Raw genomic sequence first — 14,560 nt, 5'->3', positions numbered from 1 at the left:
GCGCAAGGGATGGGGCGCCGCGCGAAGAGGTCAGCGGCCCTGGTTCGCCACGGCCTCGATCGCCGACTTGGCCGCCTCGGGGTCGAGGTACTCCCCGCCGGCGACCAACGGGTGGAAGTCCGCGTCGAGCTCGTACCGCAGCGGGATCCCCGTCGGGATGTTCAGCCCGGCGATCTTCTCGTCGGAGATCCCGTCCAGGTGCTTGACCAGCGCCCGCAGCGAGTTGCCGTGGGCGAAGACGATGACCGTGCGCCCCAGCGCCAGGTCGGGGACGATCGCGTCGTACCAGTACGGCAGCATGCGGTCCACGACGTCCTTGAGGCACTCCGTCCTCGGCATGAGCTCCGAGGGCAGCATCGCGTAGCGGGTGTCGCCCCGCTGGGAGTACTCGTCGTCGTCGGCGATGGGCGGCGGCGGCACGTCGTAGGAGCGGCGCCACAGCATGAACTGCTCCTCGCCGAACTCCTCGCGCGTCTGCGCCTTGTTCTTGCCCTGGAGCGCGCCGTAGTGGCGCTCGTTGAGCCGCCACGAACGCGTGACGGGCAGCCAGGCCAGGTCGGCGGCCTCCAGCGCGAGGTTCGCGGTGCGGATCGCACGGTTCAGCACGCTGGTGTGCACGACGTCGGGCTTGATGCCCGCCTCGACCAGCAGTTCGCCGCCCCTGCGGGCCTCCTCCTCACCCTTGGGTGACAGCGGGGCGTCCACCCATCCGGTGAACAGGCCCTTGACGTTCCATTCGCTCTCACCGTGCCGTACAAGCACCAAAGTCGCCATGCGGACAAGCCTAGCGAGCGGGCTCGCGTGCCACACCACACAGGAAACAGGGCCCCGCGTCCTTGAACGGCGCGAACTCCGGGTTGTCGCAGCGGGATGTGCGTGGCCGCCTTCGGCCTGGTGATCAGGAAGCGGGTGGTGCCGCGTCCTGAGGCGACCGATCAGGAAGCGGGTGGTCCCGCGTCCGGAGGCGACCGATCAGGAAGCGGGTGGTGCCGCGTCCTGAGGCGACCGATCAGGATCGGCGAACCGGGCGAACGCCCGCAGGTTGGCCAGCGACTCGCCGCGCTTGGCCCGCCACTCCCACTCCCGCCTGATCGAGGAGGCGAAACCGAGCTCCAGCGCCCGGTCGAACCACTCGTCGGCGTAGGTGAGGACGCAACCGAGCACGGTGTCGATCTCCTCGTCGCCGACGGCCGACAGCGGGATCCTGCCGACGAGGTAGACGTCGCCGACGGGATCGACGGCGAAGTGCACGCCGTACATGCCGCCGTTCCTGCTCAGCAGCCACTTGTAGAACTCGGCGTGGTTCTCGTCGGGCTGCCGGCAGAAGAACGCCTCCACGTGCAGGGCGTGGTCGCCGACGATGAGCCAGGTCATCGTGGCCAGCTTGTGCTGGCCGGGCAGCTTCACCAGGAACGCGCCCTCGCGGGGCTCGTCGTAGGAGACATCGGCTGCCTTGAGCGCGGCTTCGACCACTTCCCTCATACGGCAAGCCTAGACATGGCGTGCAGATGCGACACCGCACCGCCGTAGACGTCCATGAGCCGCGCCGCCGTGGCCGACCAGCCGAACGCGTTGGCGTGGGCCCTGGCCCCCTTCGACAGCTCGTCCCGCCAGAGCGGCTCGGTGACGAACCTGCGCAGCACCCGCGCCCAGTCGTCGGGGTCGTGGCCGTCGACGAGCACCCCGGAGACCCCGTCGCGCACAGCGGTGCGCAGCCCGCCCACCGACGCGGCCGCCACCGGCGTGCCGCACGCCTGCGACTCCAGCGCGACCAGGCCGAACGACTCGCTATAGGAGGGCACGACCGTCACGTCGGCCGCGCGGTACCAGTCGGCGAGCTCGCGCTGAGGCGCGGGCGGCACCAGCCGTACGACGTCGGAGATACCGAGCTCCGCCGCCATCTCGGTGAGGATCGACGGGCGCGCGAGGCCGTTGCCCGAGGGCCCTCCGACGGCGGCGACCACCAGGCGATCGCGCAGCGAGGGGTCCTCGATCAGCATCCTGGCCGCGGCGCGCAGCAGCACGTCGGGGGCCTTCAGCGGCTGGATCCTGCCCACGAACAGCAGCACGTGGGCGTCCTGCGGCAGGCCGAGGCGGTGGCGCGCGGCGCCCTGGGAGGCGGGCTGGAAGACGGTCAGGTTGACGCCCGGGTTGACGACGGCGACGTGGTCGGCCGGCGCGCCGTACAGGTCGACGAGCTCGCCGGCCTCGGCCTCCGTGTTGGCGACCAGGCGGTCGGCGACCTCCACGACCTGCTCCTCGCCGAGCACCCGCGCCTGCGGTTCGGGCTTGTCGTCCTCCGCCAGGAGCAGGTTCTTCACCTTGGCCATCGTGTGCATGGTGTGCACGAGAGGAACGCCCCACCGCTCCTTGGCCAGCCAGCCGACCTGGCCCGACAGCCAGTAGTGGGAGTGGATGAGGTCGTAGTGGCCCGGCTCGTACATCGCCTCGGTGCGCAGCACGCCTGACAGGAACGCGCACAGCTGTCCCGGCAGCTCGCGGCGGTCCAGTTCCTCATAGGGACCTGCGGTGATGTGCCTGACCAGCACGCCAGGTGCCAGCTCCGCCACCGGCGGCAGATCGCGGGCCGTCTGCCTGGTGAAGATCTCCACCTCGACGTCCAGCTGTGCGAGTCGCTTGGCGGTCTCGACGATGTAGACGTTCATTCCGCCGGCGTCGCCGGTGCCCGGCTGGTCCAGCGGAGACGTGTGCATGCTCACCGTCGCGACCCTGTTGACGCGTCGCCTCAACAGACATCACCTCCAGAGCGTTTATAACTGGCAAGAACATTCCGACATTCCCCGACGCAAGATCAGCTTTCGCCGCCCTGGCAGGATGGGCCCATGACGAAGACGGCAGTGGTGACCGGTGCGAGCAGCGGGATCGGGGAGGCGACCGCGCGGCGGCTGGCCGCCGAAGGATACGAGGTCGTGGCGGGTGCCAGGCGCAGGGATCGGCTCGACAAGCTGGCAGCGGAGGTCGGCGGCATCACGCCCGTGACCCTCGACGTCACCTCCCAGGAGTCGGTGGACGCGCTCGCGGCCGCGCTGGAGCGGTGCGACGTTCTGGTCAACAACGCCGGCGGCGCGCTCGGCGTGGAGTCGGTGGCGGAGGGGCGTGTCGAGGACTGGCAGCGGATGTACGACACGAACGTGCTCGGCTCGCTGCGGGTCACGCAGGCGCTGCTGCCGAAGCTGGTCGAATCCGGCGACGGCGTGCTCGTGATGCTGACCTCGACCGCCGGACTGGTCTCCTACGAGGGCGGCGGCGGGTACGTGGCGGCCAAGCACGCGCAGACCGCCATGGTGGAGACGCTGCGGCTGGAGCTCGTGGGGCAGCCGGTCAGGATCGTGGAGATCGCGCCCGGCATGGTGCGCAGCGAGGGCTTCGCCGTGACCCGCTTCCGCGGCGACGCCGAGGCGGCCGCCAAGGTCTACGCGGGCGTCGAGAACCCGCTCACCTCCGACGACGTGGCCGACGCGATCGCGTGGAGCGTGACCAGGCCCGCGCACTTCAACGTCGACAGGATGGTCATCCGCCCCCGCGCCCAGGCCGCCCAGCACAAGGTCCACCGAGTCACCTCCCCATGAAGAACGTGGCGGTTCCATGAGCCCGTCCTCCGCCGGCCGGCCGGTCGGCAGCGTCACCAGGGGGACGACCGGCGTCAACAGGCTGCGTCGCGCGGACAGGTGGCTCACCGCCGTCCACGGCCGCCTGCTGCGCGCCACCGACCGCCCCCTGGTGGTCGACCTGGGGTACGGCGCGTCGCATACGACGACGCTCGAGCTGTTCACCCGCCTGCGACGGGTGTCGCCCTCGGTGGAGGTCGTCGGCATCGAGATAGACCCTGCCCGCGTGGCGCTCGCCAAGCCCTACGAGCGTGAAGGGCTGTCGTTCGCGCTCGGCGGCTTCGAGCTTCCCGTCCCCCGGCCGCCCACGGTGATCAGGGCCTTCAACGTGCTCAGGCAGTACGGCGAGGCGGAGGCGTGGCACTACTGGGACGTCCTCGCCTCGCGCCTGGCTCCTGGCGGGATCGTCGTGGAGGGGACCTGCTCGGAGATCGGGCACCGGGCGGTCTGGGCGTGCCTGTCGGCCGAAGGGCCGCTGACGCTGACGCTCTCGGCCAGGTTCAACGCCTTCGAGCGGCCGTCCGACCTGGCCGACCGGCTGCCCAAGACGCTCATCCACCGCAACGTCCCCGGCGAGCCCGTCCACGCCTTCCTGCGCGACTTCGACAGGGCGTGGGCGGTGGCCGCGCCGTACGGGGCGCATGGGTTGCGGCAGCGGTGGCTGAGGGCCGTCGAGATCCTCGCGGGCGGCTGGCCCGTCCACCGCGTGGCGCCGCTGGGCGGCACCGCCAGGTGGCGGCTGGGTGAGCTGTCGATCCCCTGGTCGGCCGTCCATCCGGTCGGCGGATAACCTTCCGCCCATGCCGCGTTTCGTGATTTCTCCCGAAATTTCGCCCGAGCTCTTCGACGACCTGCTCGACTGCTGGGTCGACGTGACGAACGCGGGCGGTGCGGTCGGATGGGTGCCGCCCGTGTCGGCCGACGACATCAGGCCCACCGCCACCACGACGCTCGCCGCTTGCGCCGACGGCGGCCCCGACACGCTGGTCGTCGGCTTCGATGACGACGGGCGGGTGACCTGCTGGGCGGTCCTCGTCTCGACGGGCCACTCGCTCATGACGCACTGGCGGACCGTGATGCGGGTCATGGTGCACCCCAAGCACCAGGGCGAGGGCTACGGCGGCGAGCTCATGCGGGCCGTGGCGGAGGCGGGCACGCGGCTGGGCCTCGAGTCGCTGAGGCTGACGGCCAGGGGCGGTCTCGGGCTCGAGCAGTTCTACGCCAGGCACGGCTACCGCGAGGTCGGCCGGGTGCCGCGCGCCATCAGAGTGGCGGAGGGCGACGACCGCGACGAGATCTACATGGTGACGTTCCTGCCCGAGAACGCGTGACGTCCCTCTCATCGGCGGCCCGGATCTCAGCTCGACAGCCTGTAGTACTACGCTGGTACGTGTGAAGGGTCTTGGCGAACTCGAACGCAGCATCATGGACATCCTCTGGGCGCAGAAGGTCCCCCTGACCGCCCGTGAGGTCGGCAGGCTCATAGAAGACCGTGACCTGGCCCCCACCACCGTCATGACCGTTCTCGACCGGCTCACCCGCAAGGGCTTCCTCGAGCGGACCAGGGACGGCAGGGCCTGGAGATACGAACCAGCCGAAACCCGTGACAGCTACGTCGCCGAGCTTATGCTGGAAGCATTGGACATGACGGGCGACCGTTCGGCCGCCCTCACCCGATTCGCCCAGGCCGTCTCTGGAACCGAGGCGGAGATCCTGCGCAAGGCGCTCACGGAGCTGGAGGACGAGTGATCACGGCGGCGGCGTTGGCAGCGCTCGCCGCGGCATGCGCGATCGGCGCCTGGCGCTTCACCGCCGCGCGCTGGACCTTCCGCGCTCCTCGCCTCGCCATCGCCCTGTGGCAGTCGCTCGGCGTCGCGTGGGGCCTCGCCAGCACCGGTGCGCTGCTCGCCTTCGCCGTCATGCCGTACGACAGGGGCGTGATCCAGGGACTGGTCGCCTTCGCCGCCGGTGAGGCGCCGCACGAGCGGTGGGACCTGCTCCACGCGCTCGCGATGATCGCGGGGCTCACCATGCTGGCCGTCCTGGTCGTCGTCCTGCTGGCCGCGGGCGTGCAGACGCTGCGCGCCAGGCGCCGCCACCGCATGCTGCTCACGCTGATCGCCCGCGAGGAGCCGCGCATCCCCGGTGTGCGGGTCCTCGACCACCCCGGCGCCGCCGCCTACTGCGTTCCCGGACTGCGCTCGCACGTCGTGGTCAGTTCGGGCACGCTCGAACTGCTGTCGGAGGACGAGCTGACCGCGGTGCTCGCCCACGAGTCCGCCCACGTCCGCGAGCGCCACGACCTGGTGCTGCTGCCGTTCGGGGCGCTGCGCAGGGCGCTGCCTTTCTCGAAGGTCGCCCGTGATGCGCAGTCGCAGGTCGAGCTGCTGGTCGAGATGGCCGCCGACGACAGGGCCCGCCGCTACTGCTCGCCGCGCCGCCTGGCCACCGCCCTGCTCAGGTTCGGTACGGCAGGCGCCGTCCCTGCCCCTCAGGGCATGCTCGGCGCCGCCCACTCCCAGGTGATGGCCAGGGTCGACAGGCTGATCAAGCCGACCCCCGAGCTGTCGCGCTCGCGGCGCTACGGTCTGGTCGCGCTGAGTGTGACATTGGCCACGTCTGCGCCCTTCCTGTGGGCGCTGCCCTTCTGACCTCACGATTCGCTGCTTGCAGCTGTTAGCTACTCCGTTTGCAATTGCAAGCACCTTGGGTGCAGACTATCGGTATGGCACTACCCAAGGTCGGATCGATCGGCGAATACATCCGCGAGCAGCGGCAGCAGGCGAAGATCTCGCTGCGCCAGCTCGCGGCGGCGGCAGGGGTCTCCAACCCCTACCTCAGCCAGATCGAGCGCGGACTGCGAAAGCCGAGTGCCGAGATCCTGAACCAGATAGCCAAGGGCCTGCACATCTCGTCACAGGCGCTCTACGTGCAAGCGGGACTGATCGAGGACCGCGAACCGCCGAGCGACGTGATCGCCTCGATCAGGGCCGACAACCTCATCACCGAGCGGCAACGCCAGGTGTTGATCGACATCTACGAGTCGTTCCGCAAGGAGAACCGCGCCGAGGACGAGCAGACCTCCCAGAAAGCTCATCCCCAGCGCGACTCCGAAACGGACGACGAGCAGCCGCTGCCAGAGGAATTTCTCGCCGCGCTCGCGCCTTTTGCGGCGGATCCACCCAGCTCCTCGAACAACGGCACCGTCACCCAGGAAACCAAGGAAGGTTAACCCATGACGCTCGCCACCGAGGTCAAGAAGCTCACCGAGTCCAAGCCGTTCTACGCCGTCGCCGGGGCCGGCGACTACGCCGTCGAGAAGCTCCGTGAGCTGCCCGAGCAGCTGCTGAAGCTGCAGTCGCGCCGCTCCGAGATCGCCAAGGAGCTGCCGGAGAAGGCGCGCGAGGCCCGCATCAAGGCCGAGGGCTTCGCCCGCGAGTTCCCCGAGAAGGCGCGCGACTACGCCGACCACCTCGGCACCAGGGCCACCGAGGTCTACGAGGAGTTCGCCAACCGCGGCCGCAAGGTCGTCAGCAAGGTGAGCGGCGAGGCCGCGCTGGAGCTGGAGGAGGTCTCCGAGGCCGCCGAGCCGCCCGTCGCCACCCCGGTCAAGAAGACCACCCGCACCACCAAGGCCACCCCGAAGGCCTGACCACGCACCAGGAACCCCCGCCCGATCTCCTCGGGCGGGGGTTCCGCCGTATCTCCGACTCTCCAGACGGCGGGGCTTCGCCGTATCTCCAACCCTCCAGACGGCGGGGGTTCCGCCGTATCTCCAACCCTCCAGACGGCGTGGGCTCCGGCGTTTCCCCGGATCTCTCCGGTACACCGGCTCCGGCGTTTCCCCGGATCCTCCGAAACGCCGGCTCCGGCGGTTGCCCAGGCCCTTTGCCGGGAAAGGGCCGCGGGCAGGCTGGGGTACGGGGGACGTCGTGACGGCGGGGAGCGGAGTCCCGCCGGGCGGCGCGCCCGCGGTGGAGGGGACCCCGTGACCAGGCAGGCGCCAAAGGGGGCTGGCCGTACGGAAACAGGTTTGAGGGTGAATGGATTAGGGTGGGTTGCGACATCGCGGCATTGGGCGGAGCGGACATGATCACCTTTGGCCTTGACCTCATCTTCGCGATTCTCGCGATCATCGCGTTCGGCATGTCGGTTTGGGCGCTCGTCCACGCCCTTCGCACCCCGACCAACGCCTTCATCGCGGCGGGCAAGCTCCAGAAGAAATGGTGGCTGCTGATCCTCGGCCTCGGCACGCTGTTCGCGTTCGCCACGGCATGGGGCTACTTCGGCGCCAGCGGTCTGGCGCGGCTCAACATCTTCGCGATCGCCTCGGTCATCGCGGCCGGCGTCTACCTCGCCGACGTCAAGCCCGCGGTGCAGGGCATGGGCAAGGGCGGCAACAACGGCCCCTACGGGCCCTGGTGACGGCCGTGCCGACCCGTTGACGCCTGACTGAGGACCGGCCCGGCCCCAGACATGTCTGGCCGGTCCGGGTGGTGTGGCGTGCGCCGGTGTTTGCTACCCTGGCATTTAACTTGAACTTCAAGAGGGTTGAATGTCAAGAGAAATGATCGGCCCCGAGATGCAGGCCTTCCAGGCCGCCGTCGACGACTTCGACACGGCCGCGGCCCGCGTGCTGGGCATCAACAGGACCGACACCCGGTGCCTGGAGATCCTGCTGCAACACGGCGAGATCACCCCCGGCATCCTGGGCCCCGCGCTCGGCCTGACCACGGGCAGCGTCACGGCCATGCTCGACCGGCTGGAGAAGCTCGACTACCTGACCCGCTCCCCCGATCCCCAGGACCGCCGCAAGGTGGTGGTCAGGCCCACCGAGAAGATCATCACCAAGGCGCAGGAGCTGTACGGCCCCTTCATCGTCGAAGGTGAGGCGATCCTGTCCCAGTACACCGACGAGCAGGTCGACGCGATCACCCGGTTCCTGCGGGAGTCACGCGAGCTCTACGAGCGCCAGATCAAGAGGGCACGGGAGTGGCCCGCAGCGCGCTGACCAGCCACTGCGCCAGCCTGACGTGCCCCGCCGCCGTGGGGTGCACCCCGTCGGGCAGCAGCACGGCCGCCCGGCCGCCCGAGGTCCAGCGCTGCTTGAGCGGGTCGAGGAAGGTGACGCGCTCGCGGCCGGCCACCTCGGCGAGCGCGTCGCGCACCACGTAGGCCTGGCGCGGAGCGCCGTCCATCCAGATGGGGCCGATCATGACGATCCTGGTGTCCGGCCAGTGGGCCTTGACGGACCAGACGAGCCTGGCGGCGGCCTGCCGTACCGTGGGGCCCGTCCACCTGCGATCGTTGTGGCCGCCGGAGATGACCAGCAGGTCGGGGGCGGGCCGCCAGGCCAGCTCCGCCACGTACGACTGTTCGAAGGTGCGCCCCACCCTGCCCTGGTTGACGAAACCGGTGCCGCCCGCGCCCGCGACCACCGGCTGCCAGCCGAGCCGTCTGGCGGTCTCGGTGGCGTAGGTCTCCCACGTCCGCACGGGCCCCGAGCCGACGGTGAAGCTGTCGCCGACGAACATGATCACCGGCACCGCCTTCTGTACGGCGGGCACGCGCGCGGGCGGTCGCGAGGCGGCAGCGCTGTTGCACCCCGCAATAGCGGGACAAATCCCGATTATCGTGGCGGCTGATGCGAGCAGACGACTACGCAGCACGCCGCGCATGACCACCTCAGGGGGCTTTAAGCTGCCGACATGACCTTCGATCTCCACGGGCGCACGCAACGGCTCGAACTCTCCGACCAGAACCTGCGCTCTTTCGAGGCGGTCGTCCTGGACTCGACGCCAGAGGGGATCGTCTTGAGCAAGTCGGCATTCTATCCGGGCGGCGGCGGCCAGCCGGCCGATCACGGAGTTCTTCTCTGGCAGGGGGTGGAAACCAGGATCGTCGGGGTGCGCAAAGGCGACGATCTCCACCTGATCCCGGCAGAAGGCGACCCTGTTCCCCCTGTGGGCACCGTCGTCGCCGCGGCCGTGGCCGACGATCGGCGCTCGGCGCTGATGCGTACCCACTCGGGACTCCACGTGCTGTGCGGGGTGGTCTTCCGCGACTACGGCTCGCTGGTCACCGGCGGCAACATGGAGGAGTTCTCCGCCAGGATGGACTTCAACCTGCCCGAGGTGCCGCCGGGCTTCAAGGAGGCGGTCGAGGACGCCTGCAACGCCGAGATCGCCGCCGACCGGCGCATCGACGTGCGGGTGCTGCCCCGCGTGGAGGCCTTCGCGATCCCCGACATCATCCGCACCGCCACCAACCTGGTGCCGGAGACCGTGGAGGACGTCCGCATCGTCGACATCGTGGGCCTCGACACCCAGGCCGACGGCGGCACGCACGTCGCCTCGACCAAGCAGATCGGCCGGATCAAGGTGGCGAAGATCGAGAGCAAGGGCAGGGGCTTCCGCCGCCTGCGGATCACGATCTCCGACTGAGCCAGTCGGCCACCTCGCCGAACCCGTTGCGCCTGGCCGCGCCCGCCGCGTCCAGCGGCTCCCAGTCGGGCACCCAGGCGGGGTCCGCGCCCCGGCGCAGGAGATACTCGGCGATGTCGCGCTGCCCTCCGTGCGCGGCGCACCAGAAGGCCAGATCCAGGTCGTACGGCTCGGCCATGCGATCCAGCAGCCCCAGCGCCGCCGCCTCATGCGCCTCCACGGACGCGCCCCGCTCGACCAGGCGCCGCGCGCTCTTCCACTGCGCGAAGGCCACCGCGTCGGCGATCGGCGAGCCGCCTCCGATGACCGCTCCCGTGGCCTCGATGTCGGCACCCGCGTCGAGCAGCGCGTCGAGCGCTTCGACGTCGTCGTTGCTGGCCGCCCAGTGCAGCGGCGTCTCGGTGTGCGGGCCGACGAAGCGGGCGTTGACGTCCGCCCCGTGCGTGACGAGCGTCGCGATCGTCCGCGCCACCGCGGGGAAGTTGCCCGGCCAGTCGGTGGCCACGTGCAGGAGCGAACGCATCGTCCCGTCGTCGCCCTCCAGCCACTCGCGGGCGAGCCCCTGGTGCTCGGTCAGCAGGCGGTCGAGTTCGGCGGTGTCACCGGCGTGGATGGCCGCCACGACGGCGACGGCGATCGGGTCGTCAACGTCCATGGCGTCCATCCTCGATCATCGCGGCCAGACCGTCGAGGTGCAGCCTGAGTCCGACCTCGAAGATCTCGTCCAGATCCAGGTCGTATCCGCCGTCGAGGGTGTCCAGCACCCTCGCGAACGCGGGATAGGCGCCCGACGCGGCGAGCTCCACGAGCCTCGGCTCCTGAACGTCCATCCACTCCTCCTCCGACATGCCGCTGGCCTCCTCGGCCTGGGCCTCGCGCTCCAGGTTGGCCGCCAGCCCCTGGAGGTAGGCGTAGAACACGACATGCACGTTGAGCGTCATGACCGGGTCGAGGCCGAGCCGTTCGAGCGCGCCGAGCACCCGGTCGGCGTGGATCGCCAGGTTGGGCAGCGCCAGCGGCCGGTTGAGCGAGGTGACCTGCCCGAGCCACGAATGACGTTTGTGGAGCGCCCACATGGTGCGCGCGGCCTCCTCAAGCCCCGCCCGCCAGCTCGCAGGGTGCCGGTCGGGATAGACCAGCGAGCCGTAGACCGTGTCGGCCATGAGCAGGATCAGCTCCTCCTTGCTCCCGACGTACTTGTAGGGCGACATGGGCGCCACGCCCAGCTTGGCCGCGACGCCGCGCATGGTCAGCGCGCCCAGCCCCTCGGCGTCGGCGATCTCGATCGCGGCCCGCACGATCCCTTCGCGGGTCAGCTCCCCGGAGGGCGCGGCGGCGAAGCCGGGGGTGGCCACGATCGTGCCTACACGCGGCTTCGCCTGGACGATCCCCTGCTGCTGCAACGTGTTCATGGCCTTGGTCGCGGTCGCCAGGGCCACTCCCCACCGCTTGGCGACCTGCCGGACGGGCGGCAGCCGGTCGCCCGGCTTCAGCTTCCCCGTGGCGATGCGGCGCTTGATGTCTTCGACGATTTCCAGATATGGCGACTGCACTAGTACACAATACACCGTACATTCAGAGCATGACGAACATCCTGATCTCCGGTTCCAGCATCGCGGGCCTCACCCTCGCCCACTGGCTGCGCCGCCACGGCCTCCACCCCACCATCGTCGAGCGCGCCCCCGGCCTGCGCCCCGGCGGCCAGGCCGTCGACGTGCGAGGAGCGGCGTTCACGGTCGCCGAGCGGATGGGCATCGCGGACGAGCTCCGCCGGGTCCGCACCACCTGGCGCGGCATGTCGATGCTCGACGGCGACGGCAACGAGATCATGCGCGACACCGAGGGCACGTACAGCGGCGGCCGGTTCGACAGCGGGGACGTCGAGCTGCTCAAGGAGGACCTGACCCGGATCATCCGGGACGGGCTGGACGGCGACGTGGAGTTCGTCTTCGGCGACTCCATCACCTCGATCGGCTCCACAGGCGAGGTCACCTTCGAGAACGGCGCGCCCCGCCGCTTCGACCTGGTGATCGGCGCCGACGGCCTGCACTCCAACGTCCGCCGCCTGACCTTCGGCGAGGAGTCGCGGTTCATCCACCACCTGGGGATGCACCTCTGCATCTTCACCACCGACAACCTGCTGGGACTCGAGGACTGGCAGATCTGGATGAGGGACGGCGACGCCGGGCTCGGGCTGTTCCCCGTGCGCGGCAACACGGAACTGAAGGTCAACCTGGGCTTCGGCGGCCAGCCCTTGGAGTACGACCACCGCGACATCGACCAGCAGAAGCGGCTGGTCGCCGAGCACTGCGGCGACCTGCGGTGGGAGGCGCCGAGGCTGCTGGAGGCCATGTGGAAGTCGACCGACTTCTACTTCGACGCGATGGCGCAGATCAAGATGGACCGGTGGTCGCAGGGACGGGTCGCGCTGGTGGGTGACGCGGGCTACTGCGCCTCGCCGATGTCAGGCCAGGGCACCAGCCTGGCCATGGTGGGGGCGTATGTCCTGGCCGAGGAGCTGGGCAGGTCGGTGGACGGCGGCTTCGACCGCTACGAGCAGCGGATGCGGGGCTTCGTCGAGCTCAACCAGGCGCTCGCCACCGAGAACCCCGGAGGCCCCGCCTCCGACGAGTCGGTGGAGAAGGCGAAGAACGCCATCACCCTATGACACCCGGGCTCCCCCGGGTTCGAACGCCGGGGGAGACCAGGCCGATGCCCGAGGTACTCGGGCGGAGCGGCTCAGAGGGAGCGGAACTGGCGGGTGGAGGAGATCGCCCCCGAGGTCGTGGTCGTGAACGTGCGCATCGACCCCGCGAACTTCGACAGGTCCCACTCCGCGGGCCCGTGGTACCAGTACAGGTTGTCGGCCTCCTGCCCGTTGCCCGTCACCGAGGCGACCACCCGGGACCAGTGCTCCACCCCGTCGAAGATCACCGCGTACGGCAGGTAGCGGGAGAACAACTCGACCCTGTGCTGCTCGGGCACGCTGCCGAGGTCGCCCGTCAGCAGGTACTGCCGGAACCCGAGCGTGTGGGCCAGCGCGGCCGAGCCCTTGGCGGTCTTGGCCGGCATCGACTGCCCGCCCACCGCCATGGCCGCCCCTGCGATGATGACCGCCAGCCCGAGCAGGCCGTACGTGGTGAACCAGGCCAGCGCCACCGTCGCCGCGACGCCCACGAAGCAGAGGACGACGCCGATGGTGGTCCACCTGGTGCGGACGGCGTCGGGACGGCGGGCGAACCAGCCCTGCCGTACGACGTCGGTGTAGAGGGCGTCGCGGACCTTGCCGAGGTGGGCGTGGAAGGAGCCGGACAGTTGCGACAGCAGCACCGTGTCGCGCCCGTCGAAGATCGCGTCGTACAGCGCCCGCTCGTACGGCATGAGCGAGCCGACGGGCGCGTTCGGCAGCCTGACCAGCAGCCAGTCGGGGGCGTCGTAGGCCTGGCGGGGCTGCTCGTCGATGCGCAGGTAGCCGCGCACCGCCAGGTCGACGATGGTGGCGGTGACGTCGATCACGTCGGCCTGCTCGTCGATCAGCGTGCCGATCTGGCCGGGCCGTACCCCGTCGGGCGGGGTGAAGTGGCCGTCCTGGACGGCGGCGACCGCGCCCTGCTCGTGGCCGACGACGCGGGCGTCGCGACCGCGGGTCCACCACAGCAGGCCCAGCCCGCCCAGCAGCAGGACCAGCAGGCCCGCCAGCGCGCCGCCCGTCACCAGGTCCACCGTGAAGGCGGAGGCCAGCGTCCAGCGCCGCTCCAGGATGGGCTCGCCGCCGCTGGCGCCCTTGGGGAAGCCGACGACGACGGTCAGCGCCTGGCCCGCGTTGAGCCGTTGCTGCTCGAAGTCCGCGCGCGAGCCCGTGTGGTCCATGGACGCGGAGGTGCAGCCGATCGCGGAGGTCAGGTCGCCCGCGAAGCACGAGAGGTTCTGGATCGAGGCCGGGCCCGTGACCTTGACCGTGGCCTTCTCCACGGGGGCGTCCCAGCCGCCGACGGCGAACCAGCGCAGCTCCTCGTTGCCGCCGGCCTGGGTGACGGCGCCGGTGACGTCGTAGGTGACGGTGCCGTCGCCCTTCATCGTGAGCACGTCGCCCGAGAGCGTGCCGCCCTTGACGTTGGAGATCCGGTAGAGCCGGTCGAAGGAGTCGTCGAAGCGGGTGCGGCTCAGGAAGGTCCGCCTGACCTCGCCGCCCGCCCCACTGATCTTCTCGCTCACGTGGAGCACGCCGCCCTTGCCGAGCTCCATCGTCACCTCGTCGGTGAGCGCCCCCGATGGCGCCGTCATGGGGAGCGCTCCAAGCAGGAGTACGGCCAAGGCGACCCTGATACCCGTCATGGCGGCCGATCGTAGCGGTTGGCGCAGACGCTCTGAATGGGTAGGCCCTGACCAGGGGGAATGTGATGGTTCGGGGATTGTCGGCACACCACGGCGCCGGGCGGCGGCCCTGTACGCGCGGCCGCGGACGAGGTTTCATCGTCGGTACGCCGG

General features: G+C 70.2%; 18 protein-coding genes. 11 read left to right on the top strand and 7 right to left on the bottom strand.

The features are described 5' to 3' along the window. Nucleotides 1-30: 30 nt before the first annotated feature. From AC3EO4_RS33690 to mshA, 3 genes are all read right to left on the bottom strand, one after another. Nucleotides 31-774 carry a phosphoglyceromutase gene (locus tag AC3EO4_RS33690; RefSeq protein ID WP_379569314.1) on the bottom strand — a complete coding sequence of 248 codons (744 nt, stop codon included), beginning with the start codon at nucleotides 772-774 and terminating at the stop codon, nucleotides 31-33. 198 nt (nucleotides 775-972) lie between these two features. Further along, entirely contained in the window at nucleotides 973-1,482 is a 510-nt protein-coding gene (locus AC3EO4_RS33685; RefSeq protein WP_379569316.1) for a type III secretion system chaperone family protein, read from the bottom strand. After that, nucleotides 1,479-2,750, bottom strand: coding sequence for a D-inositol-3-phosphate glycosyltransferase (gene mshA / locus AC3EO4_RS33680; RefSeq protein ID WP_431899405.1), 1,272 nt, complete (start codon nucleotides 2,748-2,750; stop codon nucleotides 1,479-1,481). The genes AC3EO4_RS33685 and mshA overlap by 4 nt, the downstream gene beginning before the upstream one ends. A 93-nt stretch (nucleotides 2,751-2,843) precedes the next feature. Here mshA and AC3EO4_RS33675 point away from each other — a divergent pair, with 93 nt between their 5' ends. From AC3EO4_RS33675 to AC3EO4_RS33635, 9 genes are all read left to right on the top strand, one after another. After that, nucleotides 2,844-3,590, top strand: coding sequence for an SDR family NAD(P)-dependent oxidoreductase (locus tag AC3EO4_RS33675; protein WP_379569318.1), 747 nt, complete (start codon nucleotides 2,844-2,846; stop codon nucleotides 3,588-3,590). A 16-nt stretch (nucleotides 3,591-3,606) separates the two neighbouring features. Next, nucleotides 3,607-4,419, top strand: coding sequence for a class I SAM-dependent methyltransferase (locus tag AC3EO4_RS33670; RefSeq protein ID WP_379569320.1), 813 nt, complete (start codon nucleotides 3,607-3,609; stop codon nucleotides 4,417-4,419). Between the two features lie 10 nt (nucleotides 4,420-4,429). Continuing rightward, complete coding sequence (locus tag AC3EO4_RS33665) at nucleotides 4,430-4,960, top strand: GNAT family N-acetyltransferase (protein WP_431899403.1); 531 nt, start codon at nucleotides 4,430-4,432, stop codon at nucleotides 4,958-4,960. 61 nt (nucleotides 4,961-5,021) lie between these two features. Continuing rightward, entirely contained in the window at nucleotides 5,022-5,378 is a 357-nt protein-coding gene (locus AC3EO4_RS33660; RefSeq protein ID WP_379569324.1) for a BlaI/MecI/CopY family transcriptional regulator, read from the top strand. After that, entirely contained in the window at nucleotides 5,375-6,280 is a 906-nt protein-coding gene (locus AC3EO4_RS33655; RefSeq protein ID WP_379569326.1) for a M56 family metallopeptidase, read from the top strand. The genes AC3EO4_RS33660 and AC3EO4_RS33655 overlap by 4 nt, the downstream gene beginning before the upstream one ends. Nucleotides 6,281-6,354: 74 nt before the next feature. Further along, entirely contained in the window at nucleotides 6,355-6,861 is a 507-nt protein-coding gene (locus tag AC3EO4_RS33650) for a helix-turn-helix domain-containing protein (RefSeq protein ID WP_379569328.1), read from the top strand. Between the two features lie 3 nt (nucleotides 6,862-6,864). Then, a complete protein-coding gene (locus AC3EO4_RS33645; RefSeq protein WP_379569330.1) occupies nucleotides 6,865-7,281 on the top strand; it encodes a hypothetical protein in 417 nt (138 codons plus the stop codon). Nucleotides 7,282-7,718: 437 nt separating this feature from the next. After that, nucleotides 7,719-8,054, top strand: coding sequence for a DUF2516 family protein (locus tag AC3EO4_RS33640; RefSeq protein ID WP_379569332.1), 336 nt, complete (start codon nucleotides 7,719-7,721; stop codon nucleotides 8,052-8,054). 130 nt (nucleotides 8,055-8,184) lie between these two features. Then, nucleotides 8,185-8,640 carry a MarR family winged helix-turn-helix transcriptional regulator gene (locus AC3EO4_RS33635; protein WP_431899400.1) on the top strand — a complete coding sequence of 152 codons (456 nt, stop codon included), beginning with the start codon at nucleotides 8,185-8,187 and terminating at the stop codon, nucleotides 8,638-8,640. Here AC3EO4_RS33635 and AC3EO4_RS33630 read toward each other — a convergent pair. After that, nucleotides 8,606-9,163 carry an SGNH/GDSL hydrolase family protein gene (locus tag AC3EO4_RS33630; RefSeq protein ID WP_431899414.1) on the bottom strand — a complete coding sequence of 186 codons (558 nt, stop codon included), beginning with the start codon at nucleotides 9,161-9,163 and terminating at the stop codon, nucleotides 8,606-8,608. The two genes, AC3EO4_RS33635 and AC3EO4_RS33630, sit on opposite strands and share 35 nt — an antisense overlap. Nucleotides 9,164-9,337: 174 nt before the next feature. On the opposite strand from AC3EO4_RS33630, the gene AC3EO4_RS33625 reads away from it, so the two are divergent. Next, a complete protein-coding gene (locus AC3EO4_RS33625) occupies nucleotides 9,338-10,072 on the top strand; it encodes an alanyl-tRNA editing protein (RefSeq protein ID WP_379569338.1) in 735 nt (244 codons plus the stop codon). Here AC3EO4_RS33625 and AC3EO4_RS33620 read toward each other — a convergent pair. Both AC3EO4_RS33620 and AC3EO4_RS33615 read right to left on the bottom strand, forming a co-directional pair. Continuing rightward, nucleotides 10,056-10,727: an ankyrin repeat domain-containing protein gene (locus tag AC3EO4_RS33620; protein WP_431899398.1), complete on the bottom strand. Its 672-nt coding sequence runs from the start codon at nucleotides 10,725-10,727 to the stop codon at nucleotides 10,056-10,058. The genes AC3EO4_RS33625 and AC3EO4_RS33620 overlap by 17 nt on opposite strands. Beyond that, nucleotides 10,717-11,625: a TetR/AcrR family transcriptional regulator C-terminal domain-containing protein gene (locus tag AC3EO4_RS33615; protein ID WP_379569342.1), complete on the bottom strand. Its 909-nt coding sequence runs from the start codon at nucleotides 11,623-11,625 to the stop codon at nucleotides 10,717-10,719. The genes AC3EO4_RS33620 and AC3EO4_RS33615 overlap by 11 nt, the downstream gene beginning before the upstream one ends. A gap of 29 nt (nucleotides 11,626-11,654) precedes the next feature. On the opposite strand from AC3EO4_RS33615, the gene AC3EO4_RS33610 reads away from it, so the two are divergent. Further along, nucleotides 11,655-12,740, top strand: a complete 1,086-nt coding sequence (locus AC3EO4_RS33610) for an FAD-dependent monooxygenase (protein ID WP_431899397.1) — start codon at nucleotides 11,655-11,657, stop codon at nucleotides 12,738-12,740. A 71-nt stretch (nucleotides 12,741-12,811) separates the two neighbouring features. On the opposite strand, the gene AC3EO4_RS33605 is transcribed toward AC3EO4_RS33610, so the two are convergent. After that, the gene (locus AC3EO4_RS33605; RefSeq protein ID WP_431899395.1) at nucleotides 12,812-14,407 is read right to left on the bottom strand and encodes a DUF2207 domain-containing protein; all 1,596 of its coding nucleotides are present in this window, start codon (nucleotides 14,405-14,407) and stop codon (nucleotides 12,812-12,814) included. Between the last annotated feature and the right edge of the window lie 153 nt (nucleotides 14,408-14,560).

The sequence above is a fragment of the Nonomuraea sp. bgisy101 genome (assembly GCF_057708945.1).
The sequence above is the reverse complement of the archived record's forward strand: the minus strand, read 5'-3'. Positions and strand labels throughout refer to the sequence as shown.

What these genes read in the sequence shown, in the direction of transcription:
- AC3EO4_RS33665 (WP_431899403.1), top strand. Translation starts at nt 4,430, where the DNA reads ATGCCGCGTTTCGTGATTTCTCCCGAAATTTCGCCCGAGCTCTTCGAC.
- AC3EO4_RS33670 (WP_379569320.1), top strand. Translation starts at nt 3,607, where the DNA reads ATGAGCCCGTCCTCCGCCGGCCGGCCGGTCGGCAGCGTCACCAGGGGG.
- AC3EO4_RS33640 (WP_379569332.1), top strand. Translation starts at nt 7,719, where the DNA reads ATGATCACCTTTGGCCTTGACCTCATCTTCGCGATTCTCGCGATCATC.
- AC3EO4_RS33675 (WP_379569318.1), top strand. Translation starts at nt 2,844, where the DNA reads ATGACGAAGACGGCAGTGGTGACCGGTGCGAGCAGCGGGATCGGGGAG.
- AC3EO4_RS33630 (WP_431899414.1), bottom strand. Translation starts at nt 9,163, where the DNA reads ATGTTCGTCGGCGACAGCTTCACCGTCGGCTCGGGGCCCGTGCGGACG.
- AC3EO4_RS33635 (WP_431899400.1), top strand. Translation starts at nt 8,185, where the DNA reads ATGTCAAGAGAAATGATCGGCCCCGAGATGCAGGCCTTCCAGGCCGCC.
- AC3EO4_RS33625 (WP_379569338.1), top strand. Translation starts at nt 9,338, where the DNA reads ATGACCTTCGATCTCCACGGGCGCACGCAACGGCTCGAACTCTCCGAC.
- AC3EO4_RS33690 (WP_379569314.1), bottom strand. Translation starts at nt 774, where the DNA reads ATGGCGACTTTGGTGCTTGTACGGCACGGTGAGAGCGAATGGAACGTC.
- AC3EO4_RS33685 (WP_379569316.1), bottom strand. Translation starts at nt 1,482, where the DNA reads ATGAGGGAAGTGGTCGAAGCCGCGCTCAAGGCAGCCGATGTCTCCTAC.
- AC3EO4_RS33610 (WP_431899397.1), top strand. Translation starts at nt 11,655, where the DNA reads ATGACGAACATCCTGATCTCCGGTTCCAGCATCGCGGGCCTCACCCTC.
- AC3EO4_RS33650 (WP_379569328.1), top strand. Translation starts at nt 6,355, where the DNA reads ATGGCACTACCCAAGGTCGGATCGATCGGCGAATACATCCGCGAGCAG.
- AC3EO4_RS33645 (WP_379569330.1), top strand. Translation starts at nt 6,865, where the DNA reads ATGACGCTCGCCACCGAGGTCAAGAAGCTCACCGAGTCCAAGCCGTTC.
- AC3EO4_RS33620 (WP_431899398.1), bottom strand. Translation starts at nt 10,727, where the DNA reads ATGGACGTTGACGACCCGATCGCCGTCGCCGTCGTGGCGGCCATCCAC.
- AC3EO4_RS33605 (WP_431899395.1), bottom strand. Translation starts at nt 14,407, where the DNA reads ATGACGGGTATCAGGGTCGCCTTGGCCGTACTCCTGCTTGGAGCGCTC.